This is a genomic window from Alcanivorax sp. (assembly GCF_040118815.1).
Lineage (GTDB): Bacteria > Pseudomonadota > Gammaproteobacteria > Pseudomonadales > Alcanivoracaceae > Alcanivorax.
The window spans coordinates 18,557-43,555 of the sequence record NZ_JBEDTC010000012.1 but is presented as its reverse complement, the minus strand read 5'-3'; the positions used below and the strand labels follow the sequence as shown (position 1 = coordinate 43,555).

Genomic DNA, 24,999 nt, shown 5'->3' with positions numbered 1-24,999 from the left:
ACGCTCCATGCGGCACGCAGGCACGCAACACGTCGGGTGCGTTTGGTTTCGCGTGCGGCGTGTTGCGTGAAGCGTGTCAGCATTGGTTCATCAGATAACGAGTGAGCATGGGTACCGGGCGGCCGGTGGCGCCTTTGCTCATGCCGCCGCTGACCCAGGCGGTGCCGGCGATGTCCAGGTGCGCCCATTTCACGTCCTTGGTGAAGCGGGACAGGAAGCACGCTGCCGTGATGGAGCCGGCTTTGGGGCCGCCGATGTTCTGCATGTCGGCGAAGGGGCTGTCCAGCTGGCTTTGGTATTCGTCCCACAGGGGCATGGGCCAGCCGCGGTCGCCGGTTTCCTTGCCAGCGGCGAGTAGGGCCTCACTCAGGCCGTCATCGTTGGCGTAGACCGCCTGGGCGTGAGCGCCCAGCGCCACCACGCACGCACCGGTGAGCGTGGCGATGTCGATGACGGTATGGGGTTTGTGCTTCTGCTGCACATAGGTCAGTGCGTCACACAGCACTAGCCGGCCTTCGGCATCGGTGTTGAGGATTTCCACGGTCTGCCCGGACAGGGTTTTGACGATATCGCCAGGTCGAGCGGCACGTCCGTCCGGCATGTTTTCAGCGGCCGCCACGACAGCGACCAGGTGGATCGGCAGATCCAGTTCACACACGGTCTTCACCGAACCGAAGACGCTGGCGGCGCCGCCCATGTCGTATTTCATTTCATCCATGGTGGCGCCGGGTTTCAGGGAGATGCCGCCGGTGTCGAAGGTAATGCCTTTACCCACCAGGGCAACCGGGCCTTGTTTGGTCGGTTTGGCACCCTTGTATTCCATCACGATGATCTGGCCCTGGCGTTCGGACCCTTTGGCCACAGCGTGGAAGGCGCCCATGCCCATTTTCTCGGCCTGCGCCTGGCTCAGCACTTTCACGGTGAGTTTTTCATAATCCTTGGCCAGGTCGCGGGCCACGCCACTCAGGTATTCCGGGTAACAGTCATTGGGGGGCAGGTTGCCCAGATCCCGGGCCAAATTTACCCCAACGGCGACAGCCTTGCCGGTTTTGTGGGCTTTGGCGAGGGTGGCATCTTTTTCGGTGTGCCAGAACGTCAGCTTGGCCAGTTTGCTGGCCGGCGCCGGGTTGCTGCGGTAGGCATCGAAACGGTAGGTGCTTTCTTCCACCACCCGAGTGCCTTCGCGAACCTGCCACTCCAGGGTCTGGGGCTGGGTGCCGCCTAGCAGCCACAGGGCTTGTTTCACGGGGGCTGCGCTCAGGGCCTTGGCGACTTTTTGTACCAGGGCGAGCCAGCCATGATCGCTGAGTTCGCTCTCGCCGGTGCCGACCAGCAGCAGGCGGGCTGCGTTAATGCCCTGGGGGGCATGCAGCCAAGCCAGTTGGCCTTTGCTGGCACTGAAATCGCCGGCCTTCATGAACTGGGTAATCTGTTCGCGGGTGTTGCTCGGCAGGGCCTCGGGAAGGTCGTTTTTCTTGCTCAGCAGGACGACCAGAGCGTCTGCTTTGCTTTTTTCCAAGGGCCTGTTGCTTACTGCGAAGTCCATGCTGTCTCCAGATCAATAAAAGGGTGGGGCGCGGTTCACCCGATAAATAAAGGAAATAGTGGGCTGTCACGCACGGAAACGCAATCCGTTCGGGGTGCTAGCCGGCTTCCTTGTTCACACGGGATTATCACCTTGGTCGAGCACTCAGTTACACTAGGTGGCATTCACTGCTGCCGCAGGCGTTTATTTGCCCGGCGGTGTGTGCCGAGCCGCCGGCTATCCGCCTGCCTTTAATTGTGCCCGGTGCGTTTTTGCAGACAGCAATGAGTGGGCCTGCCCTTGATTCTTCATCGATATATTAACCGGCAAGTGTTCATGACCACGGTACTGGTCACCTTTATTTTGGTGATGGTGCTGGTCAGTGGACGCTTTATCAAATACCTGGCGGAAGCCGCGGCCGGGGAAATCGCGGCCGATGCCTTGTTCCTGGTGATGGCGTTCCGCATGCCGGAATTCCTGCAGATGATCGTTCCCCTGAGTTTGTATATTGCCTTGCTGCTGGTGCTGGGCCGCATGCACATGGATAACGAAATGGTGGTGCTGCAGGCCGGCGGCCAGGGTAATGGCCGGGTGGTGCGTTCGCTGGTGGTGCCAATCTTGATGGCCACCACGCTGGTGGGCATGTTTTCCCTCTATGTCACCCCGCGGGGGGACGCAGAGGTGAACCGGATCTTTGAGGAGCAGAAAGACCGATCGGTGTTGGAGTTGCTTACGCCAGGACGGTTTCACGTCAAAGGCTCTAGCGACTCCCAGCGCGCGACCTATGCGGAGCATCTGAACCGGGAGAAGGGTGTTCTGGAAAATGTGTTCGTGGCTGACGCTCGCTTCGAAAGTCAGGGCGAAGCCGGCCGCCTGCTCACCGTCTGGGCGAAAAGTGGCAAGCTGGTGGTGGAAGAAGGTATCAGTTATTTGCTGCTGACCGATGGTTTCCAGTATCAGGGCAAGCCGGGTCAGCTGGACTATAAAGAGGTAGGCTTCAAGGAAGCGCGGGTGCGCATTGGTGGCGAAAAAACCGATAGCCGGCCTCCCAAGGTACGCGGCCGTTCCACCCAGGAGCTGCTGGACCAACAGGCGGACAACAAGGCGGCGCTGGCGGAATTGCAGTGGCGCCTCTCGCTGATCCTTACCGTGCCTATCATGGCGCTGGCGGCGATTCCGCTGGCAAGGGTCAACCCACGGCAAGGCCGTTTCTATCGTCTTATCCCCGCGGTGCTGGGTTACATGCTGTACGTTGGCATGTTGCTGGTGTGCCGCAGCGCCATTGAAGACCACGAAGGGGCGCTGCCCTGGTATCTGAGCATGGTCTGGATCCATCTGTGTACGGGGCTGGTGGTCTTTCTGCTTTATTTTGGCGGGCGGTTGTTCCGGCGGAGAGCGCGCTCATGACATTGCTCAAGCGTTACTTCTGGCGGGCGGTGATGATTCCGACCTTGGCCATCCTGTTTATTATCGTTGGGTTGGATTGCCTGTTCGGCTTTGTCTACGAGCTGGAGTTTCTCCGCGGTAACTACCAGGTCATGGAAGCACTGCAGTTTATTTTGACCACCACGCCGCGGCGTTTTTATGAATATATGCCCATGGCCATTTTGCTGGGCACCTTGATCGGTCTGGGGTTGTTGGCCAATAGCGGTGAGTTGTCGGTGATTCGTGCGGCCGGGGTTTCCACGCTGAAAGTGAGCTGGTTGGTCCTGCGCCCGGTGTTTGTACTGATTATCTTGTCGATCCCCCTTGGCGAATACCTGACCCCCTACAGTGAGCAGGTGGCGCAGAGTAATCGCTCCATGGCAGAGGGTGGCGGTGAAGCGTTGCGCTCCAAATACGGGTATTGGCATCGGGAAGGGCCGGAGTTTATTCATATCAATGCGGTGCAACCCAATGGCGTGCTGCATGGCCTGACCCGCTATCGATTCAGCGACAACCAGAAACTGACAGAAACCCAGTATGTGGATCGGGCGATCTATCAAGGAGATTTCTGGTCTCTGGAAGGTATCCACGGGACTCGGTTGTTTGAGGATCACGCCGAAACCTACCAGAAAGATCAGGGGGAATGGCAAACAGAGCTGACGCCGCAGTTGCTCAGTATTGTGGTGCTCAAGCCGGACAATCTGGCGTTGGTCAAACTGCTGGAATATACCCGCTACCTGAAACGCCAAGGCCTGGAAACCGCGGACTATATGCTCAGCTTCTGGCAGAAACTGTTCATGCCGCTGGCGACCATTGGCATGGTGTTGATCGCCATTTCCTTTGTGTTCGGCCCCTTGCGGGAAGTGACCATGGGTTTGCGCCTGACGGCGGGTATCGTGGCGGGTCTGATTTTCCACTACGGCCAGCAATTTTTCGGCCAGTTGTCGCTGGTGTTCCATACCGACCCGTTTCTGGCCGCCATGTTGCCCCCGTCGCTGTGTCTGGTGCTGGGTGTCTGGCTGTTGCAGCGAGTGCGATGACATGAGCTGCTGGCGGGGGCAGGGACGTACCCACGCAGGCCGTCGGCCGACCAATGAAGACGCGCTGGTCTGCCGTGATGGTGAGGGGCTGTGGGCCGTCATCGATGGCATGGGCGGGCATGATGCCGGCGATCTTGCCGCCACCATGATCCGCCATGCCCTGGAAAATCTCGCCCTCGGGGGCGGTATTGCCCACCGGCTGCTGGCGGTGGATGCCGCTCTGCAAAGCGCCAACCATGCGATTCGCCACCATGCCGCCATGCACCTGGGAAGCAAGCCCATGGGGGCCACCGTGGCGGTGTTGCTGATTCATGATGGCGAAGCGGGTGTGTTGTGGGCCGGCGATGCCCGGCTTTATCGGCATGAAGCTGCGCGCACCAGTGCTATCACCAAAGATCACACCCCTGTGCAGGCACTGGTGGATGCGGGGGAAATCAACGAAGAAGAGGCCATGCGCCATCCCCGTGCCCATGTGATTTATCAGGCCATCGGCAATGGCGACAAGCTGAAACTGGAGCAGGCCCGCTTTGTCGTGGAGGCCGACCAGCAATTTCTGTTGACCACCGATGGCGTACATTCTGTGCTGCGTGTCCCCGAGCTACACCAGCTGCTGGCCGAGGGCGCCAGCGAGTCTGTTATCCTCAAGGCGGCATTGAATGCGGGTAGCCGGGATAACGTGACGGCAATCAAAATTGCTATTGGTTAGCGTAAAGGCTGGAAAAGCGGTGAAGGGCTGGTATACTCGCGCCCCACTGCCAGAGTGGTGGAATTGGTAGACACGACGGATTCAAAATCCGTTGCCTTCACGGGCGTGCCGGTTCAAGTCCGGCCTCTGGTACCAAATGACGGTCCGGCAGCATCCGAAGAGCTCCTCGAAAGCTTTAAAAACAGCAAGTTATCGATGAGTTTCTTCCGCTGCCGTCCGACAAGGTTTGTTGACATCTGGCCCCACCTGGGGCCAACTTTGGGGCCAACTCCACAGCCCAAAGCCGGCGAAAGCCATGGAAACCAACAAACTCAGCGACGTCAAAATCCGCGCAGCAAAGCCCCAGGACAAGCTCTACAGCATCTCCGATGGCGAGGGCATGCTCCTGGAGATCTCTCCCAAAGGCGGCAAATGGTGGCGCTTCAAATACCGCTTCAACGGTAAGCAAAAGCGCCTCTCTCTTGGCACCTACCCCAGCACAAGTCTGAAAGCAGCCCGAGACAAGCGGCAGCAAGCCCGAGAGCTGCTGGCATCTGGCGTTGACCCCGGTGATCAGCGTAAAGCCGATAAGATGGCCACAGAGACTGCCTTGCGCAATACCTTTGCCGGGGTGGCGGAAGAGTGGGCACAGAACAAGGTGAGTAGCGAGAAGTGGACGCCGACAACGGAGAGGAAGCGGCGCATCTGGCTGGATAATGGCCTCCTTCCATTCCTGGGCAGCCGGCCCATTTCTGAAATCACCACGGCTGAGCTGTGGAATGTGCTTCAGCGTACCCAAAAGACCAGTGGCTATACCGCCAATCGCTTGAGGGGGATGGCCTCCGAGATCTTCAACTTTGCCATGGCGACCGGTCGTGCCGATAACAATCCCGCCTTGCCTCTTCAGGGGCAGATTGCCGTTAAGAAAGAAAAGCACCGCCTGGCGATTCTGGAGCCAGAGGAAGTCGGCAAGATGCTTCGGGCCATTGATGCCTGTCAGGCAGCAGCCACCACCAAAGCCGCGGCCCGGTTGGCTCCGCTGGTATTCGTCCGGCCTGGCGAATTGCGTCATGCCGAATGGTCAGAAATTGACCTGAAGAAGGCCCTTTGGAGCATTCCTGCAGAGAAAATGAAGATGCGGGAGCCTCATGTGGTCCCACTGTCGCGCCAGGCCGTGGCTATCCTCCAGGAAATACAGCCGCTCACCGGGCATTGTCGCTATGTTTTCGAGGGCACTAAGCCGGGGGAGCCGATCAGTGACAATACCCTCAACAAGCTACTCAAAACTCTTGGTTACAAGGGAAGGATGACCCAGCACGGATGGCGCGCCATTGCCCGTACCCTGCTTGATGAAGTCCTGGACGTCCGTGTGGACTGGATCGAGCACCAGCTCGCTCACTCCGTCAGGGACGCCAATGGTCGGGCCTATAACCGGACGTCGCACCTAGAGGGTCGTGTGGGGATGATGCAGCAGTGGGCGGATTACCTGGATTCTTTGAAAAGAGGGAAGAGATGCTCGGAAAACTAGTTTCGTTCGAAAAAGCTGCACAAATGTCGGGTCTTAATGCTAAGGACTTGATGGGAAAAGCTTTGGAGGGAGAGATTCGAGCTTATGTATCGCTCGTGAATCCTCGCGTGTTTTCGGTAATAACCAAATTCGCAACGGGTGAGCCGATATTTAGTGATCATCATTATTTGTTTCAACCAGTTCAATTGCCAGAAGTGTTTGCCTTTGGATTGTCAGCTGGGCAGCTGAAGCAGATGGAACAAGATGCATATTTTTCGCAAACCTATTTTAAATATGCTCTTAGGGAAGGAGAGGGAGGGGTTGAAAAAATAGGTGTAGTTAGTAGGAATTATCTTCCCGGTCTTAGAGAGGAGTTGTTTATTGCTAGCGTTGGGTCAGCTGAAGCTTTTGAAGGTTATAAAAAATTGGGAAAATCGGTGGGGCGCCGCGAAAAATTCAACATAATAATAAATGGAATTATCGCTGATATTGAACAGCAAGTTCATGAAGGGGGCGTCTTCATTTTGGGGAGCAGACTAGAGGATAGTTTTGTTGGCTATGATTTTCCTGGCAATACCTCTTTTTTTGATTTTGATGAATTTGTTAACGCTGCTTCACTCGAAGGTTACATTCGATCAATTAAAGTTAGAGACAGGGAGTGGTGGTGGCCTTATGTGAAAATTGAGCGTCCCTTTGGGAGGGAGGGGGTAGATATCTCATCTAGATCAGAAAGTTTGAGGGTGACGAGAGTATTTTCAATGGATTTAAGTCGTGCTCGATTAATTTTTAAACGGCGTAAGCCGATATTGTCCTCCCAGAAAAAAGCAATGCACTTTGCTGGAATAGTCCCGATGAAAAATGAAATTGAAAGAAGGAATTGGGATTCGGCTGTGAATGATAGCGTCGAAAGATCTGTTTTTGAGCATGGGTTTTGTGTTTATCCCTTTTCGAGTGAAGGGTTTTTAGTGGATGAGAGGAAGTTGGTAGTAGAGCAGCCGATAGAACTAAAGGTTGAGCAGAAAGACCTTAGGCTTTTGGTAAATGATGTCATGGAGCTGAAAGAGCTTCATGCTTCTGACTCGGTTAAAATCGAAAAGTGCGAGGTGGATTATACGAAAGAACCAAAGTTTGAGACCGCTCAAAGGTATGCTAGCGCTTGGTTTGATGAAAAAGCTAAGGAGCCAGTGAGTGATCAGGTTGATGGTCAGTTACGAGATATAATCTCAATTATTGTTCTCGCTTGGATGATGAAGGATAAGAATGAACTTAATAGCACAATAGTTGGAAACTGGTTACGGGCTGTCAACGGGGTTTCTGCCGACATGGCATATAACCTGGCTGCCCAGCTAAGACAGGAGAAGTCTCAAAAAAATCCTGCAAAGAGGCCGGAGAGCAGTGACCCATGGAAAGGAACAAAGGCTGAACTGTTGATTGATGGTTGGATCACTTACAGGTACATAAAAAATGGCCGAAAACCAAAACCTAGAATAACACTGAGTCAATGGCTTGCTCAGAAATGGCCAAATTCTAAGGTTCACCCCCTTTTGACTAAGATGCTCAGTGTCAAGAATCTCGAAATGAATAAAAATAAAAAAACATTTTAAAACAGTGGGTTGCGCATGGTTCTCTGCCAAATCTGCTTCATGTTTGGCAATTGGGACTCCTTGGTTCTATCTCACATTAAGTTTTCCGGACCAATAAAGGTAAATGGAGACTTCAATGTATACGATCCAGAGAAAACCGCAGCGACCCGCTTCCGAAGATGTCCAGATCATCAGGCGAAGAGACGTTGAAACCCTGACTGGCCTATCTCGGTCAACCATCTACGCCAAGATGGACCCCAACTCACGGTACTTTGACGAGACCTGGCCCAAGAAAGTGACTCTTGGACCTAGATCGGTGGGTTGGTACCGGCATGAAGTCATCGAATGGGTTGAGTCCCGGTCAACATTTGCGGCATGGGGGGCTTGATCATGGCATATCACATGAAAGGTGAGATTAATCCCGCCGCATTCTGCCAATCCTGCCCTCTCTTGGGGGAGGCTGTGCGGCAGGCCCATCAGAATTATCAAGCACCCTACCGACTTTGTTTGATGGGAGGGCTGGCAGCATTATCGTCAGCCGTCCAGTCCTTGGCTGATGTGGTTATGCCATACGGTACAAAAGTGCCGACCAGCCTTTACCAGTTAGTGGTAGCACCTTCCGGTGAACGTAAATCGACAGTTGAACGCCGATTCATGAAGGAGATCAAGTCGCTCGACGACAACCTTGAGGAGGAGCTGAGCATCAGTTTGGCTGATTACAAAGTAAAAATGCTGGAATGGAAGAGCCAAAAAAAGCAACTTGAAAAGCAGCTGGTCAAATCAGGCGGTGATGACCAGGTATTGATGGAAACTCGAGAGGAGTTGCGTGAGCTATTGGCCTCCGAACCAACCAAGCCCCAGCCAGCGAAGTTGGTCTATGAAGATATCTCTCCGATGGCAATGTTGATTGCTTTGAATGAAACAGGGGTCGGGACCTTAGTTTCAAGCGAAGGCGCGATTATTGTGGATGGGAAATCCTTTGATGCTGTGCCATATTTGAATTCACTTTGGAGCGACGACAAAGTATCACTTGCCCGAGTGGGAAAGCCCTCGCTAAATATCAGTAATGCCCGCCTTGATGTGTCTATTATGCTTCAGCCAGAAATCTTTAGTCCATATACAGGGAAAAAAGGGGAAAAAATACGTGGTTCGGGGCATTGGGCTCGATACTTAGTGTTCTATCCGGAGTCGACTCAAGGGACTCGTTTATCTACTCGCCAGGCTAATTCATGGGAGCATCTGGAAGCGTTTGATCGGCGGATACGAGGAATCTTGAGCAGGGCAAGGATGGCTCGAGTAGTAGGGGATTTTGAACGTGAGGAGATCCGGTTCTCGGAGGAGGCTGCAGCGGAATGGTACAAGCTGGCCGATAATATTGAGGAAGGAATTCTCTCTGGAGGCCGGTTCGAAAATGCTTCGGATCATGCGTCCAAACTGGGTGAGAATATTGCCAGGGTGTCGGCATTGCTCCATTACTTCGAGACGGGGCGTGGAGAAATTTCGCAGGAAACTTTAAAGGTTGCAGAGAGTATCTGCATGGAATGTTCGGATGATTTTCTGGAATTGTTCGTTCCTCCACCGGAAGAGATCATAGATGCATTAGAGCTGAATAAGCTTATTGAGCGGATCCAGGATGATGGTCTGCGGTTCATCCGTAAGACTTACCTGAACAAGCGCTGCCCGAATGCTCAACGGACCGGAGGGCGCTTCTTCCGGGCTTTGGATGTTCTGCTGCGTGAAGGGGTTATCAGCGATTATGTTGACGGGAATAATGCTCAGTGCTTGGATCTCTGTCCTGATCTTCAGCGGCCAATGTGGCTCGTAAACGGATATCACTGACGGAGATTTCCTGCGATTCCCGCGACGCGAAGCGGGAATCGCAGTTTTTTTGATTCAGAAAGTCGCATTTTCTCTTCTTCACCCGCACATCTACCTATTTATTTGGACAGTGGCACATTCCGTGTTTGCAGCACCAGTTTCATTGTGGTCCCTGGCTTTCGAGTGGGATCGAGGTTCCTGTCTCTCCCGGTAATAGATATGTGGTATGGGTGGTGTTTTTTTAATAGTTAAAATCAAATAAACCCAATCTCCCTCCAGCCCACAAATATAAAATTACAGCCAAGCATTTCCTATGGTGAAACCAAAATAGGAAATGCTAAATGTCACGTCATCGCGATTACCCAAACCTGAAGCTCATCTATGGAGATGAATGGAGAGGCCTTCCTCTAGGGAAGCAAGCTCCGTATGGCGAGCGCTATCTTGAAGTCAATTTGAATGTTATGAGGAGTGCCATAGAGAGACATCGGCGTAGTTTTGCGGTGTTGTTCATTCTTCGTCTTCCTAATGGCTATAATATTCCTGTCAATGGCTTGATCAGCAGGTTTACGAAATCCTTTAAGGCACAGGTCCGGGCTGATCTGAGTGCTCGATCCAATGATTCGGGGCGGCGGCTCCAAAGTGACGTTACCTTTCTGTGGGCGAGGGAAAAGGGTAAGTCAGAGAACTATCATTTCCACGTCGCGATCTTCCTGAATCGAGATGTGTACAATTCAATTGGCAACTATAAGCTACAGTGGTGCATTGGAAGTTATGATTTCTTTGCTCCGGGGAGATCTCGCGCAGGTTCGCTCCATCACCGCTTAACTAGGGCCTGGGCTACGGCGCTGGGGATTGTTGAGGTGAAGGGGGCGGGATTAGTGGAATACCCAGAAAATGCTCAATACCACCTGGATGCACATGATGTCGACTTTCCCTTTGCGTTTGCAGATCTGTTCGGACGTCTGAGCTACATGGCGAAAATTCGCACAAAAGACTATCGAGCAGGAGCCGACTGTTACGGGTCTAGCCGGGTTCCCGGCAGTGAGGCCTATTTCCCTGATTACGAGCCATTATGAAAGGGTGGATGCCAAACGGACTGGTCGCTAGCCAGCCCCCCAAAGCCACCCTTTGACCTCCTCCCTGTTAGCTAGCACCACCTGCTGGGCCTCGGGGTCTCGGTGGTGCGGCCCATCCAGCCTAAGCAGCTGCACAATGTAATTGGCCATGGCGGCCCGGCACTCAATAGTCAGCGCCCCATCGGTCATGCCGTAATCCAGCGCAATCACTTCCTGCTGAGACGCAGAAAGACGAGGGTCTGGAGTGACCTGCAGAGTAAGCCGCTCTTGCCAGGCATCATCCTGTTCAGCGTGGTGCTCGCCTGGAAGCGTCAGCTCGGGTTCATCCTGAATCCGGCTTAATACGAAATCCCGGTAGCCGCTACTCTTCTCGCACCAGGCACGGACATGCCAGCGCATGCCACTGTGCACCACTGTGTGGGGCTGGATAACGCGGTACTCAGGCTCCGGGTTACTCAAGGAAGCGTACTGGATTTCCACGCGTAGTTTGTCCCGGCACGCCTGGAGGATCGGGCGCAACACACTTGGGCGCAGGTCACGAGAAGGAGGAAGTAGCACTTCGGTATTGAGTTCGCGCACATCCAGGGCCTCAAAGGCACAACTGAGGTCCTCCCGGGCATGCATCATCTGAAGGTATTCATCCGCCACGGCCCGTGTGAATACGGGCTTGAAGGTGCTGGCGGGCTTGTACCCCTTCAGGGAGCGGTCGTATTCCAGATTGCCCGGCGCATATTCAGCAAGATAGTGGTTAATGTCCTTGCTGGCCTGCTGCCTGCCAATACCGAATGCCCGCTGAAGATGGTTGGTCGTCAGTCTCCCCTCCCAGAGGGCGATCACCTCGATCAGTCTGTAGCGCAATAACAGATCCCAGCGCAGAGGCCAGTCCGCTGCGTTTTTGCCCGCAACCCTTGCCATGGATGTGCTCCAAAAAGCGATATATGCCAAAAGGCGACGTGTACGAGTCGCCAGTATTGTCATGTAGATAATAAGGCGTAATCTGGTGAATACAAGGTGTGGCTGTTTTGTGGCATCTGCAAACCAGTAGGGATGGGCCTTTACAGCAAGGATGCTGTTTTTTATTTCAACACTGGCTGATGGGGGAATGACAGGATGAAGACAATACCTAGCGCTTTTGTGCCCGTCGTGGCGCTACTAATGCTGACTGGCTGCGCAACACGGTTGACGGATTTTACCGTGATCTCTTCGAAGAATGTTGAGCTGTCACGGATGGGGGGTTATGAGCGCGTAAGTACGAGGGCGAAGGGGGAGGACAGCATCCACATCATCAGCTTGATCCCCACTGGCCTGTATCCCGACGCAAAGAATGCCATGGACAATGCCATTGAGAGCCAGCCCGGCGGTGTGGCGTTGGTGGATGGCGTCATCACCCGCAAGTGGTTCTATATTCCCTTCATCTATGGCCGGGATTGGTACGAAGTTGAGGGAAACGTGTTGGTGGATCCGCAGCGGCGATGATGCTGCTGTGTGGCAAGGAAGCGTTACCCAAGAGCAGAGAAAGGGAAAAGGATGAAGGGATGCGTCAGGCTGCTGTTCATGATGGTGGCACTATGGCTCGCTGGCTGTGCCGGGCCAAGGATTGACGGTACGAGCGAAGAGAGCCTTTTGCAAACGATCGACCAAGTAAGAGCGTCTCTGCCGGAGGATCTGCACAGCCAATTCAACGAGGCCCTGATGCTGGTGGCGTTCAGTCAAATTGGCCAGGAATATGTGGCGGCTACCAGCCCAGAGGAATTGGCCGCAGCGGCAGAACAAGTGCGTTCCGGGCTCGATAGCTTGAGCGCCAACCAGATACTGCGGCAGGCCAGGGCCATAAGGGCGCGGGAACAAAAAATGAAATCCCGCGAGTCGCACCGCGAAACTCCTTGAGCGCCATAGCCTTGGTTTTCGCTCCGCCGCAATGGCGGTGCCTGGGGGCGGTTACAAGTCCCATGCTTGCCAATAGTCAGCCCGGCGTCCCTGGCCAGATGATCAAGGAAGGACGGGTGCTGAGCTGCTGTCCACTGAAGCCTGTCCGGGAAAAGGAGACTAAATGGAGACGATTGAGCGCTGGAAGCGTCTATCACAGGCCTTGTATAAAACGGATCCCATGCACACCTGCTGCAAGGAAAATGACTGCTTTGATGAATATGATGGTATTGCCGGTGCGCTCGATAAGCTTTTAGGGGAGGGGATAGCCCTGCAATCAGCAATCAGACGAGTATTTGCCGAGTATTTTGGTGAAGAGTTGGCCGCATCCATAAGTCTGGAGCTTGCGGAGCGTGCCTTACGGGAGGCATTGGCATGATAGGAAAGTTGCGAAGCTCGCTCTCCCTTCGTTTGTCGGAATGCAATCGTGCCGACATATTAAAGAGTATGGGCTATGCCCAGCCGACAGAGCGCAACCTGGCGCGGTTAGGCAAGGTGCTGGCGGACAGAGACCTGGGGCTGAATGATGGTGCCTACGATTTACGCTATAGCGATGAGGAATTCTTGCGCGCGTTATGTTCTGCACTGGGAGTGGACGAAGCGCTTGTCGATGTAGAGATTGCTGCCATTCTCAGAGAGCATGAATGCCAGGTAGCAGCATTCAAACCCTATCTTTGGGTTGATACCGGCTTTACCCGTAAAAACCAACCATTGTTCGCGTTAGCCGCCCTTGAGCAGTTCCGGTATCTTGATTTCGAGCCCACATTTTGGCGTTTGCCGTTGCATGAGCAGATCGCTCGGGCGGGCCGGCGCATCCGCGAGCACTTGGAAAGTACAGGCGGAGAGCTGAGGGTGTGGGGGCCGGTTCAGCAATACTGGTTCTTCTATTCGAAAGACAGCGCCTATTTGCTGGGAAAAAACGGAGACATCATTGGGAAGCGCGAAGGGCCTGTTCCCAGTATGAGCGGTGGCACTAGACAGTGGTCTGCCAGTTCCAGCGACAAAAAGAAGAGGTGATATGTACGACATTATTGGGGATATACACGGGTACGCCGAACCCTTGCGACACCTTCTCACCAAGCTGGGTTATCGGGAGTTGCAGGGCGTATGGCGTCATGAAGAGCGTAAAGTCCTGTTTCTGGGTGACTTCGTTGATCGTGGGCCGGAGCAGATTGAGGTCGTACAGATAGCCCGCTCCATGGTGGAAGCAGGCCAGGCGCTGGCCATCATGGGGAATCATGAATTCAATGCCGTTGCCTACGCCTCTGCGGACCCTGCCAGGCCAGGAGAGTATCTCCGCCCCCATAGCGATAAGAACCGCAAGCAGCACCAGGAATTTCTCTCTCAGGTAGGGGAAGGTTCCCCGCTCCATGCGGACATCATCGCCTGGTTCAAGACTCTGCCGTTGTATATCGAGCTTCCCGGGTTTAGGGCGGTCCATGCCTGCTGGCATCCAGACCAGCTGGAAGCCCTTCAGCCGGCATTGGATAAGCAGCAACGACTTAAGCCTGAGGCCTGGCGACAGGCCTGCGAGAAAGGGCATCCGGTCTACGAGGCTGTCGAGACCGTGCTAAAAGGACTGGAGATACCCTTGCCGGATGGCATGCGGTTTCACGACAAAGACAACAACCCTCGCACCAATATCCGCACCCAGTGGTGGGTGCAAGGGTCCTATACCTATCGCGATCTGGCTATCGTGCCGCCAGATGTCATTGAGAGAATTCCGCATCAGCCAGTGCCCGCCGACATTCTGCCCGGTTATGACAACCACAAGCCGGTATTCGTTGGGCACTACTGGCTCACTGGTACACCTGAGCCACTGGCAGACAACATTGCCTGCCTGGATTACAGCGTAGTGAGCCCCCGACAGGGCAAGCTGGTGGCTTACCGCTGGGATGAGCGCCCCCTGACAAAAGACAACTACATCTGGGTGTCCCGCTAACAAGGGCTCAACACGATAAGGCGCGAAGGAACGAATGATGCGATATGACCCTAAAACGCAACGCCTGGAAACCGATGCTGGCGAACTCATCAAAGAGATATCGTGCCCGCTATCCAAAAAGTGGGACCAGCTGATGCCCTGGGCCGACGACTGGGCGCAGAGCATCGGGCAAAACCCGTCAGGTTTGGAGCTGGGAGGGGAATGGTATTCCTGGGCCCAGCTTGAAGAGAGGGGCCTGCAGCCACCGGAGCCTGTGCCCGCAAGAAAAAAATACTGCGGTTCATGCCAGAAATGCGTTATTGACGTGAATAGCTACACCGAAGCGCAGATACAGGCCGTCTGTGAAGTGGATGAGCAAGCCTGCATCCATCTGCGTTTGAATCACCCCGAGCTGACAGTCGTCAACGTGGGAACTGAAGAAGATGGCCGGGCCTGCGGTTATGAGGGCGTTAGCCGTCAGGGGCTGCCCATCGTACAGACCGCACGGACATTGGCGGCCTTGGAAGATGGTGTCAGAAGGGGTTGTCGCCCACTGTTTGTTTCCACTGAACCTCAAGGCAAGGTGAAATCCAAGCTAAGTATAATCTGCTCGACGGAGCAGAAGTATGTTCAGAGTTATACGGATTTCAGACTATCGACAGGCATTGCAGGTAGTGAATCAGACGAGAGTGTGGAGATAACGATTTGGCACGACAGAGATCGAGACCCCTCGCCGCTGGCTGCCTACTTGATCCCCCCTACCTTGAGCATAGGGGCGCGCGTTTATATTGCCGATGTTATCGAGGAAATCGTTGCCAGAACCTGGAACCAGGGTGACAGTTACCGGCTGACAGAATCGGAAGCCACTTGGGAAGGTGATGGCTTTGCCATTGATCCGCCTCGGGTTAGTTCGATAGTGGGGTGATGCAAAAAATAGTATGTCTTAGGGGGATGGGAAATTCTCATCCTGAGAGTCGATTATTTCTGATAGAAAGGCCTAGCTTTATAAAAGGATTGTTTCCATCAATATCCTCCCGTTTTGTATGGCTTTAGCCGGTTAACTATCCCCCGACCAAGATTGGATCGGGGGATTTTTTATTAACTACGCGTATTACTCTCAATCCGAACAAGAAGCAGTATCACCGTCGCAAACACAAATATGGCGAAGGCGCTTCCGGCAATGATCAAGGTGGCAATGGAGCCTGCCTTGGCCTGAGCTTGCTCCAGCTTTTCTTGCTCAATGCGCGCCAGTTCGCTTTGGTAGCGAGTAATGTACTCCCAGGTAAACCATTCCAGGTATTTATCCCAGTTAATGTGGGTGGTGTCGGCGTTCTCCAGCCCGGGGATGTTAGTAACGAGCAACGAAGAGTCTTCATCCTCAGCGGGATTGACTAGGTCAACCTCAAAGCTTTCGACCAGACTATCCAGAAAGCGCAGATAATCTTGATGGGACAGGTTGCCCGCCTGGGAACGCAGCCAGTTATCTAGACCTTCCTTGTTCGCGCTTCTCTGGCTGGTCAGGCGTGCATATTTATTGATCAGCACGGCCAGGTTATTGATGCGTTCCTGAATGGCGCTGCTCTCCTCCTCCCGGTTCTTTATGTCGATCTCTCCGAGACCCACTGATTCGTCACTTTTAGCCACGGGATTAACGTGTTCTCGATAGCCCTCCATGCCGATCTCTGGCTGCTGTATATCTTCGTCTACACCCCTCAGCCACGCGCTACCGCTGGCAATAGTGGCGAAAACAGCCACGGCCAGTGCCAGTGCTGCGAGGATGTAGCTGGCAACCCCTACAATCCGAAAAAACTTGTTCCCCATGGTGAAAACTCCTGCTTATTGATTTGATGTCCGGGTCCCTGTCCGGTGTTTCAATTATCTTGATAGGGGCGTCAGTTTCTGTCGTAATAATCTGAAAAATTAGAATGACAACAGCATGGAGTTGGACATGGCAGGAAACGCCAGCATTAGTAATAAGACCTACCGTGTGATTGCCTTGCTGCAGGCCTTGCCAAGGTCGCCGCATAAGATCACCAGCAATGAGATCCACCAGCGGTTAACCAGTGAAGGGCATGACATTACACGTCGCTCCATTGAGCGCTATCTCAAGGAGTTGTCTGAATCCCAGGCTTTTGGGGCGCTGGTTCAGTGTGATGACAAAGCAATGCCTTATGGTTGGTCAGTTGCTCAGAAACAAAACCTGTCCATTCCGGGCATGGACGCACAGATGGCAGCGACTTGGGATCTGGTGGCGCGCTACCTGACGCCACTTATGGCCAAGGACGTGCTGGACAAGCTGGAGCCAGTATTCAACGAGGCAAGGAAATGGTTTGAGCGCCATCGCCCCATGGGAAAGCGCTACTGGTCGGACAAGGTGGCGTATGTCCCCCGAGGTTTTCATTTGGAGCCGGCCCGAGTGTCAGCAGGCATTGCGGATCAGGTCTATGACGCCCTGTACCGTAATCGGCAGATGAATATCTGGTACAAGGATAAGGATGAGCCTCATTTGGTGCATCCCTATGCCCTGGTGGACCGAGGCGCCGTGCGCTACCTGGTGGTACGCTTCTGGAACTACAAGGATTACCGTCACCTTGCGCTGCACCGGTTACGCAAAGTGCATGTTCTCGATGATGAGGTTGAAGGCGCCTCGACATTCGATCTGGATACCTACCTACAGGAAGGGAATATGAATCTTCCCTATGGGGATAGCATCAACCTGGTGATGCGACTCTACGGGCGGGCTGCCGATCACCTCTACGAAACCCCGGTCAATGAAACTCAGACCCTGAAGGAAATCGAGCCTGATGTAACGGAGCTGCGTGTGCAGGTACAGAATACCGAAGAGCTGAGGTGGTGGGTTTTGGGGTTAGGAGCCAATGTTGAAGTGGTCAAACCGGTTAAATTGCGCAATCAGATAAAACTGGAGTTGGGAAGAGGGTTTGAGAGGTATGCCTGATATGAAGCACAGAGAAAAGATCGAGAAAGCAATTAGAAAAACCTGTGAGGGACTGTTTGAAGATGAAATAAAGATGGACTTTATCCTTTCGCAAGGCGGATTTGAGAAATATTTTCAGACTGAAATAGCAAATGGTCTCCGAGTGATGGGGGATGATGTCAATGTTGAGGGTGTCGAGAGAGTCGATATTGTCATTAATAAAAACAGTAAGCCTTCTGCTGTCATTGAAATTGGAGCAGGCTTTCTTTCGCAAAAACATCAAACCTACAAGCCGGGGTTGGACTGGAAAAAGTTTCAGGAGAAGAAGGTAGGTAATAATTCAGACCTTCGTCGATCTGAGTACTACTCTTTAATGTTGCTTGCTTACGGGAATAGAAAAGACTCGTTCCCATCAAACCGAAAGCCTAACTATGCATTGATAGATTTCTTTGAAATTAACGATGCTCGATGGAAAAATCTGGGGTTTAAAAAGCTGATGTCAAAGGAGTATTTGGGGAGAGGGCTGGGTCTGTCTGTGACACTTCTCAGTCCATGCGACAAAGGATGACGCGTTAACGGCTATCCTCACACCCCAAGGAGGATAACGATGCTACTGATAATTGGTTCGAACGCCCAGCAAGCCACAAAAAGAGCCGAGTTCCTTTTTCGCAGGGCCTTCAAGCTCGAAGATCCGGTGTATCTTGGAGAAGGCGCAATGGAGTTTGCCCAGCTAAACCTGGACCCACTTGACGGAAATGCACAGCGAGAGCCAGGATTGCCTCGGTCTGGACCTTTTCTGCCCCGCATAATCGAGAATATCCGGCAGTCCTGTTTGCCTTGGCGATACCACCCCAACCGAACCCGTGTGATCTGCGATGCTTCCAAAGAGTCGCGGCTGGTGCTGGAGGCCCTGATGAGCTTTCCTTGGCTCTTGCCTCCTGATTCTTTCATTTGTGTACTCCGGCCGCCTCCTGTGGCAGCAAAAAAAGCGACTAAGCAGCATGAAGAACTGCTTGGCTTTATCAAGGATTCACTTCTGCGGAGGGTGTGGCAGTCACCTGATTATCATGGCCTGGAAGATCAGCATAAACCTACAGTTGAGGCATTCTGGCTATCGCATGTGATCCTCAATGATGTCACTGTTCAGCCGGATAAAGAGGTAATTCAAACAGAGCCGCCATTGGTGGTATTTGCCTGCAATGAACGCGTCCGAAAGCGCCTTGGCAAGAACATGCCATCCGTGAGTTATGACTCAATTACCTATAATCCCGCCAGGGGTATGGATCTTTGTGGTCAGGTCTGGTCATGCAAAAAAGGACGGCATGTTCTGCTTGTTTGGGACCTGGATGAGTATCACAGCCTGGATGTTGGCAACCAGTTACGCGCCATTAGTGAATATTCGCGCTCGACAGTCTGGAGCATCATTGGCCTGGCAAGCCCTGGCATGGGGGCGGAGAAGCAGGCTGCGTCGTTAATGGGGCTCGCTAAATACCCTTTCGAAATGATGGCGTCACCAGAGCTGATTACTGGCGAGGAGAGCGGATACTACCAGCAAACCCTCGATGTGAAATACTCCAGAATGCGCAAGGCAGTGTGGCGATGGCTCAAGGAGTGGGAGGTTCATCACCGGATTTTTCCAGTGTCATCAGAGTGATGAGAGTATCAAGATGCTCGACCAAGAGGGCGTCACGACATTGCCTGAAATAACGCTCTTGCCCTCTGGTCACCAGTGCTGGCGCGGGGTAGGCGATAAATGTCGGGGGCTTCCGGCGCTTCGTCAGTGTGCTCAGTACCTCCATGCTTTTGCCAAACTCCACTTCCCGTTCAAACCGGAAGGGTAGAAGCAGTGTGGTATTGATGGTTGCCCCCATTACATCCAGCACATTATGACAGTGCTCACCAAGATGAACCGCCTCAACAGCAGCAATATCGATAATCAGACAGACCGTATTCACCGATCCCGACCCTTTAATGCCTGTCGCACTTTCAAGTCTGGCAGAAAGATCTCGGGGGTTGGTGACCGTGATTGTGGTTAATCCAGGAATTGCTGGCGAAAGATCAGCATGAGTGACCATGTATGACGCAGTTCCGCTAAGGTCAGTCATGCTCAGTGGGCTTAGCAGATCATTGCCAAGAAAAATGAAGACCGGGCATGAAGAGAGGGCATCCGGCGGCGTATCCCTGACGGCTATTTGCATTCCTGTATCCTTAAGGCTTTCTGTGCAGTTATTGAATCATGATGATTGCAATGCATGATTTCTATTGTTGATCATCTCTGCGAAAGCAAGAGTAAGCGCGGTAAATGGGTGCCCGGATAGAGACAGGAGTTCATCAATACTGCCTCTGATGGATGAAAGAGTGTTATCCAATAGCCGATCCTGAAACGGGAAGATAGAAGGCCATTGATAGAGCAGATTCCGGAGGAAAGACAGCATGTTTGCCGCCAGGTTTTTTCAATATCTAGCTGAGCATCGTCAACAACCACCCAGGGATTTCGCATCTCAATGGCAAGGAGATAAAGGTGACTGCTTTGCTTGTGATCTGGCATATCTTCCTCTTCATGCCTGATAGCGGCAATCTCATCCAGCGGCCTGAAGTCATGAGTGGTTGACCAGCGTGAAACGTCAATAAACCGTTCGCTATGGATGAGTACCGTCTCTCTCAGGGCATCCATATCCATGCAGAACTCTAAGGGCGGATAGTCTGTCTGCCACGCTGGGGTATGGCCGGAATAACGCTGTTCCAGTGCGCAAGCGGCCATGATGGTGTTGTTACAGATACTGTCTATCAGGCCCATGCCCCGTTGAAGGGCCTGTATCGCTTTGTCTGTGTCCATGACTGTCCCGGTCCATATGCTTTCTTCCATTGTTGTTTATGGTGCGACAAAAAATGACGTGACTGGCGGTTATTATAGAGATAGTGAAATTCGCAGAGTCAGGAGGAAGAGGATGGATTTCAAACGGGATAACGGTTCCGCAACGCAGACCGGGGCCATGGAAAACACCTCGCTGATTCGTCACTGGGTTGCCCGGATTCTCTTGTATTCCTCAGCATGGCGTGCTGGCCGGTGTCGGCATGAGAAGCGATTTGAGAACGATGAGATTCTTGAGCTGCTCGGCTTTCTTCCATCCCGGGAGGCTCGCTTGCGTCGACCGCCTCAGGCTCTGGAAAGGGTAATTGCTGAGCAGCCGCTGGAAGCACTACTGGCGGATGACGACATCTATCGGAACGTGGTCAAGCTGGGGCAGCGACTGTCGTTGACAGAAGCGGAGCGCCGGCTACTGGTGTTTGTTTGCTACAAGGATTCGAGCGAGCTGCTCAACAATGCTTGTTGCCTGGTGAAGGGCGGCTCCATGAGGCAGCTTGCCGGTCTGTTGGCGCGTATCGTTGATATCCCGGAGCAGGATGTCCAGGCCGCTCTGAAACCGGGTGGCGTACTAAGGACCACTCAGCTACTTAGAGTCAATATGACGTCAGGATTTAGCGGCAAGGACCTGTCGGGAATGATCGATGTGGAGGACGAACTTCACGAAAGTCTGCACGTTCCGGATGCGTCCGACGCGCACCTGATTAGTTTGTTTTATCGGGAAGCGGACAAGGCCAATCTTGGTCTGCAGGACTATGCGGAGCTGAAGGACGAAGTCGCGATGCTCTCCCGGCTTCTGGCCCGCTCCGTAAAGGAGGGAGTGAAGGGCATCAATGTGCTTTTCTATGGCCCACCGGGAACTGGGAAAAGCGAGCTGGCGAAAGTGATCGGTGAATCGCTGCAGATGAGTATGGCGTTTGTGCCGGAAGAAGATCGTGACGGAGACGCCCTCAGTGTCAGGGGGCGTATGGGGCGCTATAACGGCTGCCAGAGAGCTATCGCACACGACCCCCGCACCTTGGTGGTGTTTGATGAAGCCGAGGACTGTCTTTGCGATAATCAATTCCTTTTTTTCATTCCCTCCCACCGACAGACGGAAAAATCCAGCATGACCCGTATGCTGGAGAACAATCCACGTCCCACCATCTGGATCTCCAACCGGGTGGATATGGACCCTGCCTTCCTGCGACGCTTCACCCATGTGGTGCACATGGATAACCCGGGGCCGTCCCAGCGCGAACGGCTAGTCCGCGCGGCAATGGCCGGTGAGCATGTCTCTGAAGGTTTCCTGGAACAAGCGATCAAACTGGAATCGCTGTCCCCCGCAGTACTGCATAGCAGCCTGCACTTCTCCCGTCTTGCCGCCGACGACAAGCGGGATACAGAAAGGCTGGTCACCCATAACCTCAATGCCCGCTTCCAGGCCATGGGTGTGTCTGAGCGTTTAAAGGTGGAAAAGCACAAGGGGCTACCCTGGCGAGGGGAGTGCCTGCGCGCCTCTGAAGATGTGGCAAGCCTCATCGACCAGATCAACCCGGAAGTCCCGGTGCGGTTTTGTCTGCATGGCGCACCGGGTACCGGCAAGACAGCCTGGGGGAGGGAACTGGCCGAGCGTATCCAGCGCCCGCTGATCGTTCGCCAGGCATCAGACCTGCTGGATATGTTTGTGGGGGGTACGGAAAAGCACATCGCCCATGCCTTTGAGCAGGCCGAGCGGGAAGGCGCGGTACTGTTAATCGACGAGGCCGACAGCTTCATCGGTAGCCGCCATAGCGCGCAGCACAGCTGGGAAATCTCTCACGTCAACCAGTTCCTGGCGTCCCTTGAGCAATTCAATGGCATCTTCGTCGCCACCACCAACCTGCTGGAGCGGGTGGATGAAGCCGCCATGCGTCGCTTCGATTTTGTCGTGCGCTTTGACTGTCTGGATGCGGATGGCGTTCTGTTGTTGCTCAAGGATCTGGCGGAAGCCTACGGCATCAAACTGCCAAGTCAAAAGGCTCAGCGGGAAATGCTGGAAGGCATGGAGCAGCTCACCCCGGGGGACTTCGCTGCCATCTATCGCCGCATCCGGGTACTCAGGGAGCCGCCAGATGCGGCCGGGCTAGTGGATATGCTGCGCGATTGCCTGCGCTACAAGAAGCAGCCTTCGCAGCCCATTGGGTTCATGGCGTCGCTGCATTAAGTGCAGTGACGCTGTCGCCTTGCATTCCCCTGAGCCCACTGTGATGGAGAGTTCATGTTAGAGATCGCCTACACCCAGCATAGCGGCGGAGCGTCCCGGCAGCAGCAAGACGCCATCTGGACCGGGCAGTCCATCCTGCAAACCCGTAATGTCCAGGTTCGCAGCCACACTGGCGAAGCCCCTGTGCTGCTGGCCGTGGCCGATGGGGTGGCGGCTAGCACTCGACCCGCCCGGGCCAGCCGCTTTGTGGTCGAGGCCCTGTCACGCTATGCATGCCACGAACGCCTTATTGGCAAGCAGGTTCGTGAAATCCAGGCTAAGTTGGCAGACAAATATGCTGGTGGTGACACCCATGGCTCGTCCTCAACCCTGGTGGCCGCCAGAGTCACGGAGAACCACTGCGAGATCGTCAACGTGGGCGATAGCCGCGCCTATCTCTTTAGCCCCGAGGGTGAATGCCGCCAGCTAAGCGAGGATCACACCATCCTCAATGCCCTGATTGCCAGCGGAGAAGTCATTCCCGAAGAAGGCGTCGAATACGCCCAGATGTATCAGGGGCTGGCACAATGCCTGACGGCCGATGCCGAAGAGTACGGCTTTGCGCTGCATTTTCAGGAGTCAGCATTTGATAAAGGCGCTGGCCTGCTGCTCTGCAGCGATGGCCTGCATGATGCCATCGGCGATGGGAAGATCCGCGAACTGTATCAAGCAGGCCTGTCAGCAGCGGATCAGGTGGGCCGGTGGCGGCAGGCGGTGATTGAGGCGGGGGTGCCGGACAACCTGTCGATCCTGTTTGTCCGGCAATGACCCTGAATCAACTTGCCCTAATAAGCTGGTCAATGGCTTTAAGACCGTTACGGGCCTAAGTGGTCCGGTCCGTCCCTCGCAAGGAGGGAAGGGTAATGGAGATGGGACATGTTAGGTCGCGACAGTTGGCCGCGCTGGGTCGTCAGGTTTTCTGACATTGAGCGGTATGAGCAGATGAGCAATGTGGCGTTGTGCTGGTGGATGTACGGCAACAATATTCACCCGGTGCCTGAACACTACAAGTACGACTGGTGGATATTCTGGGAGGGGGCTCCCGTGGATGGAGAAATGTTGATCTTTAACGAGCAGTACCGGATGAACACTGCTGAAGCCTCGTCGCTTTACGTTCGTCTCATGAGTACGAAAACCACTTTCTTTATGTACAACAGAAAGAGGCCACGGCAGGACTCCGCAAACCCCTTTGATCCCAGTGCAGAAAAGTGGAGGGGCGTGGACTGGGCACCATCACTGGCCAATGATCCGGACCCCGTGGTTACTGAGGGAGCATGGGCGGGACACAGATAGCGCCTGACTCATACAAACGTGAGCGAAAAAGCGACACATGCGGAAAGGCGACATGTTCATGTAGTCAGTATCGACATGACGATATTGGATAAATACGCTGTCTGCATTGTTAAAGGAAATCGTAAGGCCATTCCAGACGCATTGCCGGCCCTAACCAACAAGGATGATTCCAAATGGTGAACTGTTCCCGCTGCGCAAACCGAGAAGGCCTGAGTCTGGTGACCATCCCCTATCAGGAAGATGCAGGAGCAGGGCGAATATTGGTGTACTGCCGTACCTGTCAGGTAGACATGGCTGGGCAACTTGGTGAAACCATCCCGCTGGGAAAAGTCAGCTCGGGGGTATTTCTTGACCTGTACCGTACCGGTAAAACCACATCTGACCCCTTCACAGCATGCGAGCTGGTCTTTGGCAGTGTTAAACCAGACCTGGTGCGCGAAGCACAGACGTTGATGAACCACATCGGCCGGCAGTGAGGAGAGAGTATGAAAGATCTAAACGCCTATCTCCCCCTGGTTGTTCTGTGGGCAAAGAAACATCACGACCTGATTCAGGAGCAGGGCTCCGAGCTCAATGAAGAGGGCGTGGAACTGGCCAGAAGCGTCGGTGTGGCAGAGCCTGAGCGTATCCGCGTCATGCTGGTGGACAACATTCCCTTCCAGGAAGATCCGGTAGTCTTCAGCTTGGCGAAAAGCGTCGGCATGCTAAGTGGCCAGGTCATGGGGCTCACCCTTGGCCATGCCCTCTACATCGTCAAAGGCTATGAATCCACCCGGCTCTACAGCCATGAATTCCGCCACATCCACCAATACGAAATGCTCGGTTCCATCGGCGCCTTCATGGAAGTGTATCTCGAACAGGTGATGAAGTTTGGCTACCACCAGGCTCCCCTGGAACAGGATGCTCGCCAGTTTGAGGCTGAATGCTGACTTGTAGGAGCGGCGGTTATTCGCTGGGCTCACCCCTTCGGGGCCGTCTTCGACGTTCCTGCGCTTCGCTTGGTGAGCCGCGAAGCACCCGTAGGAGCCCTCTGTGCCCTTTAGGGTATGCCTGCAGGCGATCCTGCAACCGGACGTACTTGCTCATGAAAAAGTACCAAAAGGCACTAGACCCCTCGGCAGAATGTGATAGTGTTCACAACAAAAATGAACAAGCTTCACAGTGTGCCAGGATGG

At 54.0% G+C, this 24,999-nt stretch carries 27 protein-coding genes and 1 tRNA gene; 23 read left to right on the top strand and 5 right to left on the bottom strand.

Annotation, left to right across the window (positions count from 1 at the left end; genetic code table 11):
• Positions 1-76: 76 nt before the first annotated feature.
• Positions 77-1,546, bottom strand: coding sequence for a leucyl aminopeptidase (locus tag ABNH18_RS08835; RefSeq protein ID WP_349382469.1), 1,470 nt, complete (start codon positions 1,544-1,546; stop codon positions 77-79).
• 267 nt (positions 1,547-1,813) lie between these two features.
• Here ABNH18_RS08835 and lptF point away from each other — a divergent pair, with 267 nt between their 5' ends.
• The 9 genes from lptF (at position 1,814) to ABNH18_RS08795 (ending at position 10,659) form a co-directional block, all read left to right on the top strand.
• A complete protein-coding gene (lptF, locus tag ABNH18_RS08830) occupies positions 1,814-2,932 on the top strand; it encodes an LPS export ABC transporter permease LptF (RefSeq protein WP_349382468.1) in 1,119 nt (372 codons plus the stop codon).
• Positions 2,929-3,990, top strand: a complete 1,062-nt coding sequence (lptG, locus tag ABNH18_RS08825; protein ID WP_349382467.1) for an LPS export ABC transporter permease LptG — start codon at positions 2,929-2,931, stop codon at positions 3,988-3,990. Before lptF ends, lptG begins: the two co-directional genes overlap by 4 nt.
• 1 nt (position 3,991) lies before the next feature.
• Positions 3,992-4,696: a PP2C family protein-serine/threonine phosphatase gene (locus ABNH18_RS08820; protein ID WP_349382466.1), complete on the top strand. Its 705-nt coding sequence runs from the start codon at positions 3,992-3,994 to the stop codon at positions 4,694-4,696.
• 48 nt (positions 4,697-4,744) lie between these two features.
• A tRNA-Leu gene (locus ABNH18_RS08815) sits at positions 4,745-4,831 on the top strand.
• A 160-nt stretch (positions 4,832-4,991) separates the two neighbouring features.
• Positions 4,992-6,203 carry a tyrosine-type recombinase/integrase gene (locus ABNH18_RS08810; RefSeq protein ID WP_277672835.1) on the top strand — a complete coding sequence of 404 codons (1,212 nt, stop codon included), beginning with the start codon at positions 4,992-4,994 and terminating at the stop codon, positions 6,201-6,203.
• Positions 6,149-7,786: a hypothetical protein gene (locus tag ABNH18_RS08805; RefSeq protein ID WP_349382465.1), complete on the top strand. Its 1,638-nt coding sequence runs from the start codon at positions 6,149-6,151 to the stop codon at positions 7,784-7,786. The genes ABNH18_RS08810 and ABNH18_RS08805 overlap by 55 nt, the downstream gene beginning before the upstream one ends.
• Positions 7,787-7,889: 103 nt before the next feature.
• Positions 7,890-8,153: a helix-turn-helix transcriptional regulator gene (locus ABNH18_RS16910; protein ID WP_502876781.1), complete on the top strand. Its 264-nt coding sequence runs from the start codon at positions 7,890-7,892 to the stop codon at positions 8,151-8,153.
• Positions 8,154-8,155: 2 nt separating this feature from the next.
• A complete protein-coding gene (locus ABNH18_RS08800; protein WP_349382464.1) occupies positions 8,156-9,604 on the top strand; it encodes a YfjI family protein in 1,449 nt (482 codons plus the stop codon).
• 320 nt (positions 9,605-9,924) lie between these two features.
• Positions 9,925-10,659 (top strand): inovirus Gp2 family protein, encoded by a 735-nt coding sequence (locus ABNH18_RS08795; protein WP_277672839.1) that lies wholly within the window; start codon positions 9,925-9,927, stop codon positions 10,657-10,659.
• Between the two features lie 27 nt (positions 10,660-10,686).
• Here ABNH18_RS08795 and ABNH18_RS08790 read toward each other — a convergent pair whose 3' ends face one another.
• Positions 10,687-11,574 carry a helix-turn-helix transcriptional regulator gene (locus tag ABNH18_RS08790; protein WP_277672840.1) on the bottom strand — a complete coding sequence of 296 codons (888 nt, stop codon included), beginning with the start codon at positions 11,572-11,574 and terminating at the stop codon, positions 10,687-10,689.
• A 195-nt stretch (positions 11,575-11,769) separates the two neighbouring features.
• On the opposite strand from ABNH18_RS08790, the gene ABNH18_RS08785 reads away from it, so the two are divergent.
• The 6 genes from ABNH18_RS08785 (at position 11,770) to ABNH18_RS08760 (ending at position 15,431) form a co-directional block, all read left to right on the top strand.
• On the top strand, positions 11,770-12,135 hold the full coding sequence (locus tag ABNH18_RS08785; RefSeq protein WP_277672841.1) for a hypothetical protein: 366 nt from the start codon (positions 11,770-11,772) through the stop codon (positions 12,133-12,135).
• A 78-nt stretch (positions 12,136-12,213) separates the two neighbouring features.
• Positions 12,214-12,546 (top strand): DUF6694 family lipoprotein, encoded by a 333-nt coding sequence (locus tag ABNH18_RS08780; protein WP_349382463.1) that lies wholly within the window; start codon positions 12,214-12,216, stop codon positions 12,544-12,546.
• A 163-nt stretch (positions 12,547-12,709) separates the two neighbouring features.
• On the top strand, positions 12,710-12,964 hold the full coding sequence (locus tag ABNH18_RS08775) for a hypothetical protein (protein WP_349382462.1): 255 nt from the start codon (positions 12,710-12,712) through the stop codon (positions 12,962-12,964).
• Positions 12,961-13,602, top strand: a complete 642-nt coding sequence (locus tag ABNH18_RS08770; protein ID WP_349382461.1) for a hypothetical protein — start codon at positions 12,961-12,963, stop codon at positions 13,600-13,602. Before ABNH18_RS08775 ends, ABNH18_RS08770 begins: the two co-directional genes overlap by 4 nt.
• 1 nt (position 13,603) lies before the next feature.
• Entirely contained in the window at positions 13,604-14,527 is a 924-nt protein-coding gene (locus ABNH18_RS08765) for a metallophosphoesterase (protein ID WP_349382460.1), read from the top strand.
• 37 nt (positions 14,528-14,564) lie between these two features.
• Complete coding sequence (locus ABNH18_RS08760; protein ID WP_349382459.1) at positions 14,565-15,431, top strand: hypothetical protein; 867 nt, start codon at positions 14,565-14,567, stop codon at positions 15,429-15,431.
• 173 nt (positions 15,432-15,604) lie between these two features.
• Here ABNH18_RS08760 and ABNH18_RS08755 read toward each other — a convergent pair whose 3' ends face one another.
• Positions 15,605-16,327, bottom strand: coding sequence for a hypothetical protein (locus ABNH18_RS08755; RefSeq protein WP_349382458.1), 723 nt, complete (start codon positions 16,325-16,327; stop codon positions 15,605-15,607).
• Positions 16,328-16,454: 127 nt separating this feature from the next.
• Here ABNH18_RS08755 and ABNH18_RS08750 point away from each other — a divergent pair, with 127 nt between their 5' ends.
• Genes ABNH18_RS08750 through ABNH18_RS08740 form a run of 3 tightly spaced genes read left to right on the top strand, consistent with a single transcriptional unit; the run spans position 16,455 to position 19,095 of the window.
• Positions 16,455-17,462: a helix-turn-helix transcriptional regulator gene (locus tag ABNH18_RS08750; RefSeq protein ID WP_349382457.1), complete on the top strand. Its 1,008-nt coding sequence runs from the start codon at positions 16,455-16,457 to the stop codon at positions 17,460-17,462.
• A complete protein-coding gene (locus tag ABNH18_RS08745) occupies positions 17,455-18,009 on the top strand; it encodes a hypothetical protein (RefSeq protein WP_349382456.1) in 555 nt (184 codons plus the stop codon). Before ABNH18_RS08750 ends, ABNH18_RS08745 begins: the two co-directional genes overlap by 8 nt.
• Before the next feature lie 39 nt (positions 18,010-18,048).
• Positions 18,049-19,095, top strand: a complete 1,047-nt coding sequence (locus ABNH18_RS08740) for a hypothetical protein (protein WP_349382455.1) — start codon at positions 18,049-18,051, stop codon at positions 19,093-19,095.
• Here the strand turns inward: ABNH18_RS08740 and ABNH18_RS08735 are convergent.
• Positions 19,046-19,639: a hypothetical protein gene (locus ABNH18_RS08735; protein WP_349382454.1), complete on the bottom strand. Its 594-nt coding sequence runs from the start codon at positions 19,637-19,639 to the stop codon at positions 19,046-19,048. The two genes, ABNH18_RS08740 and ABNH18_RS08735, sit on opposite strands and share 50 nt — an antisense overlap.
• A gap of 71 nt (positions 19,640-19,710) precedes the next feature.
• Entirely contained in the window at positions 19,711-20,277 is a 567-nt protein-coding gene (locus ABNH18_RS08730; RefSeq protein WP_349382453.1) for a hypothetical protein, read from the bottom strand.
• Between the two features lie 112 nt (positions 20,278-20,389).
• Between ABNH18_RS08730 and ABNH18_RS08725 the strand changes: the two genes are divergently transcribed.
• From ABNH18_RS08725 to ABNH18_RS08705, 5 genes are all read left to right on the top strand, one after another.
• Entirely contained in the window at positions 20,390-22,492 is a 2,103-nt protein-coding gene (locus tag ABNH18_RS08725; protein WP_349382452.1) for an AAA family ATPase, read from the top strand.
• Positions 22,493-22,546: 54 nt separating this feature from the next.
• Entirely contained in the window at positions 22,547-23,299 is a 753-nt protein-coding gene (locus ABNH18_RS08720) for a PP2C family protein-serine/threonine phosphatase (protein WP_349382451.1), read from the top strand.
• A gap of 108 nt (positions 23,300-23,407) precedes the next feature.
• The gene (locus ABNH18_RS08715; RefSeq protein WP_349382450.1) at positions 23,408-23,824 is read left to right on the top strand and encodes a hypothetical protein; all 417 of its coding nucleotides are present in this window, start codon (positions 23,408-23,410) and stop codon (positions 23,822-23,824) included.
• 173 nt (positions 23,825-23,997) lie between these two features.
• Entirely contained in the window at positions 23,998-24,300 is a 303-nt protein-coding gene (locus ABNH18_RS08710) for a hypothetical protein (protein ID WP_349382449.1), read from the top strand.
• Positions 24,301-24,309: 9 nt separating this feature from the next.
• Positions 24,310-24,753 carry a hypothetical protein gene (locus ABNH18_RS08705; protein WP_349382448.1) on the top strand — a complete coding sequence of 148 codons (444 nt, stop codon included), beginning with the start codon at positions 24,310-24,312 and terminating at the stop codon, positions 24,751-24,753.
• The last annotated feature ends 246 nt before the right edge of the window (positions 24,754-24,999 follow it).

Excerpts from the sequence above, each read along its gene's own strand:
- ABNH18_RS08785 (WP_277672841.1), top strand. The coding sequence starts at position 11,770 with ATGAAGACAATACCTAGCGCTTTTGTGCCCGTCGTGGCGCTACTAATG.
- ABNH18_RS08780 (WP_349382463.1), top strand. The coding sequence starts at position 12,214 with ATGATGGTGGCACTATGGCTCGCTGGCTGTGCCGGGCCAAGGATTGAC.
- lptG (WP_349382467.1), top strand. The coding sequence starts at position 2,929 with ATGACATTGCTCAAGCGTTACTTCTGGCGGGCGGTGATGATTCCGACC.
- ABNH18_RS08760 (WP_349382459.1), top strand. The coding sequence starts at position 14,565 with ATGCGATATGACCCTAAAACGCAACGCCTGGAAACCGATGCTGGCGAA.
- ABNH18_RS08835 (WP_349382469.1), bottom strand. The coding sequence starts at position 1,546 with ATGGACTTCGCAGTAAGCAACAGGCCCTTGGAAAAAAGCAAAGCAGAC.
- ABNH18_RS08705 (WP_349382448.1), top strand. The coding sequence starts at position 24,310 with ATGAAAGATCTAAACGCCTATCTCCCCCTGGTTGTTCTGTGGGCAAAG.
- ABNH18_RS08715 (WP_349382450.1), top strand. The coding sequence starts at position 23,408 with ATGTTAGGTCGCGACAGTTGGCCGCGCTGGGTCGTCAGGTTTTCTGAC.
- ABNH18_RS08710 (WP_349382449.1), top strand. The coding sequence starts at position 23,998 with ATGGTGAACTGTTCCCGCTGCGCAAACCGAGAAGGCCTGAGTCTGGTG.
- ABNH18_RS08800 (WP_349382464.1), top strand. The coding sequence starts at position 8,156 with ATGGCATATCACATGAAAGGTGAGATTAATCCCGCCGCATTCTGCCAA.
- ABNH18_RS08750 (WP_349382457.1), top strand. The coding sequence starts at position 16,455 with ATGGCAGGAAACGCCAGCATTAGTAATAAGACCTACCGTGTGATTGCC.
- ABNH18_RS08770 (WP_349382461.1), top strand. The coding sequence starts at position 12,961 with ATGATAGGAAAGTTGCGAAGCTCGCTCTCCCTTCGTTTGTCGGAATGC.
- ABNH18_RS08755 (WP_349382458.1), bottom strand. The coding sequence starts at position 16,327 with ATGGGGAACAAGTTTTTTCGGATTGTAGGGGTTGCCAGCTACATCCTC.
- ABNH18_RS16910 (WP_502876781.1), top strand. The coding sequence starts at position 7,890 with ATGGAGACTTCAATGTATACGATCCAGAGAAAACCGCAGCGACCCGCT.
- ABNH18_RS08810 (WP_277672835.1), top strand. The coding sequence starts at position 4,992 with ATGGAAACCAACAAACTCAGCGACGTCAAAATCCGCGCAGCAAAGCCC.
- ABNH18_RS08725 (WP_349382452.1), top strand. The coding sequence starts at position 20,390 with ATGGATTTCAAACGGGATAACGGTTCCGCAACGCAGACCGGGGCCATG.
- ABNH18_RS08775 (WP_349382462.1), top strand. The coding sequence starts at position 12,710 with ATGGAGACGATTGAGCGCTGGAAGCGTCTATCACAGGCCTTGTATAAA.
- ABNH18_RS08820 (WP_349382466.1), top strand. The coding sequence starts at position 3,992 with ATGAGCTGCTGGCGGGGGCAGGGACGTACCCACGCAGGCCGTCGGCCG.
- ABNH18_RS08720 (WP_349382451.1), top strand. The coding sequence starts at position 22,547 with ATGTTAGAGATCGCCTACACCCAGCATAGCGGCGGAGCGTCCCGGCAG.
- ABNH18_RS08790 (WP_277672840.1), bottom strand. The coding sequence starts at position 11,574 with ATGGCAAGGGTTGCGGGCAAAAACGCAGCGGACTGGCCTCTGCGCTGG.
- ABNH18_RS08735 (WP_349382454.1), bottom strand. The coding sequence starts at position 19,639 with ATGCAAATAGCCGTCAGGGATACGCCGCCGGATGCCCTCTCTTCATGC.
- ABNH18_RS08765 (WP_349382460.1), top strand. The coding sequence starts at position 13,604 with ATGTACGACATTATTGGGGATATACACGGGTACGCCGAACCCTTGCGA.
- ABNH18_RS08730 (WP_349382453.1), bottom strand. The coding sequence starts at position 20,277 with ATGGACACAGACAAAGCGATACAGGCCCTTCAACGGGGCATGGGCCTG.
- ABNH18_RS08795 (WP_277672839.1), top strand. The coding sequence starts at position 9,925 with ATGTCACGTCATCGCGATTACCCAAACCTGAAGCTCATCTATGGAGAT.
- ABNH18_RS08745 (WP_349382456.1), top strand. The coding sequence starts at position 17,455 with ATGCCTGATATGAAGCACAGAGAAAAGATCGAGAAAGCAATTAGAAAA.
- ABNH18_RS08740 (WP_349382455.1), top strand. The coding sequence starts at position 18,049 with ATGCTACTGATAATTGGTTCGAACGCCCAGCAAGCCACAAAAAGAGCC.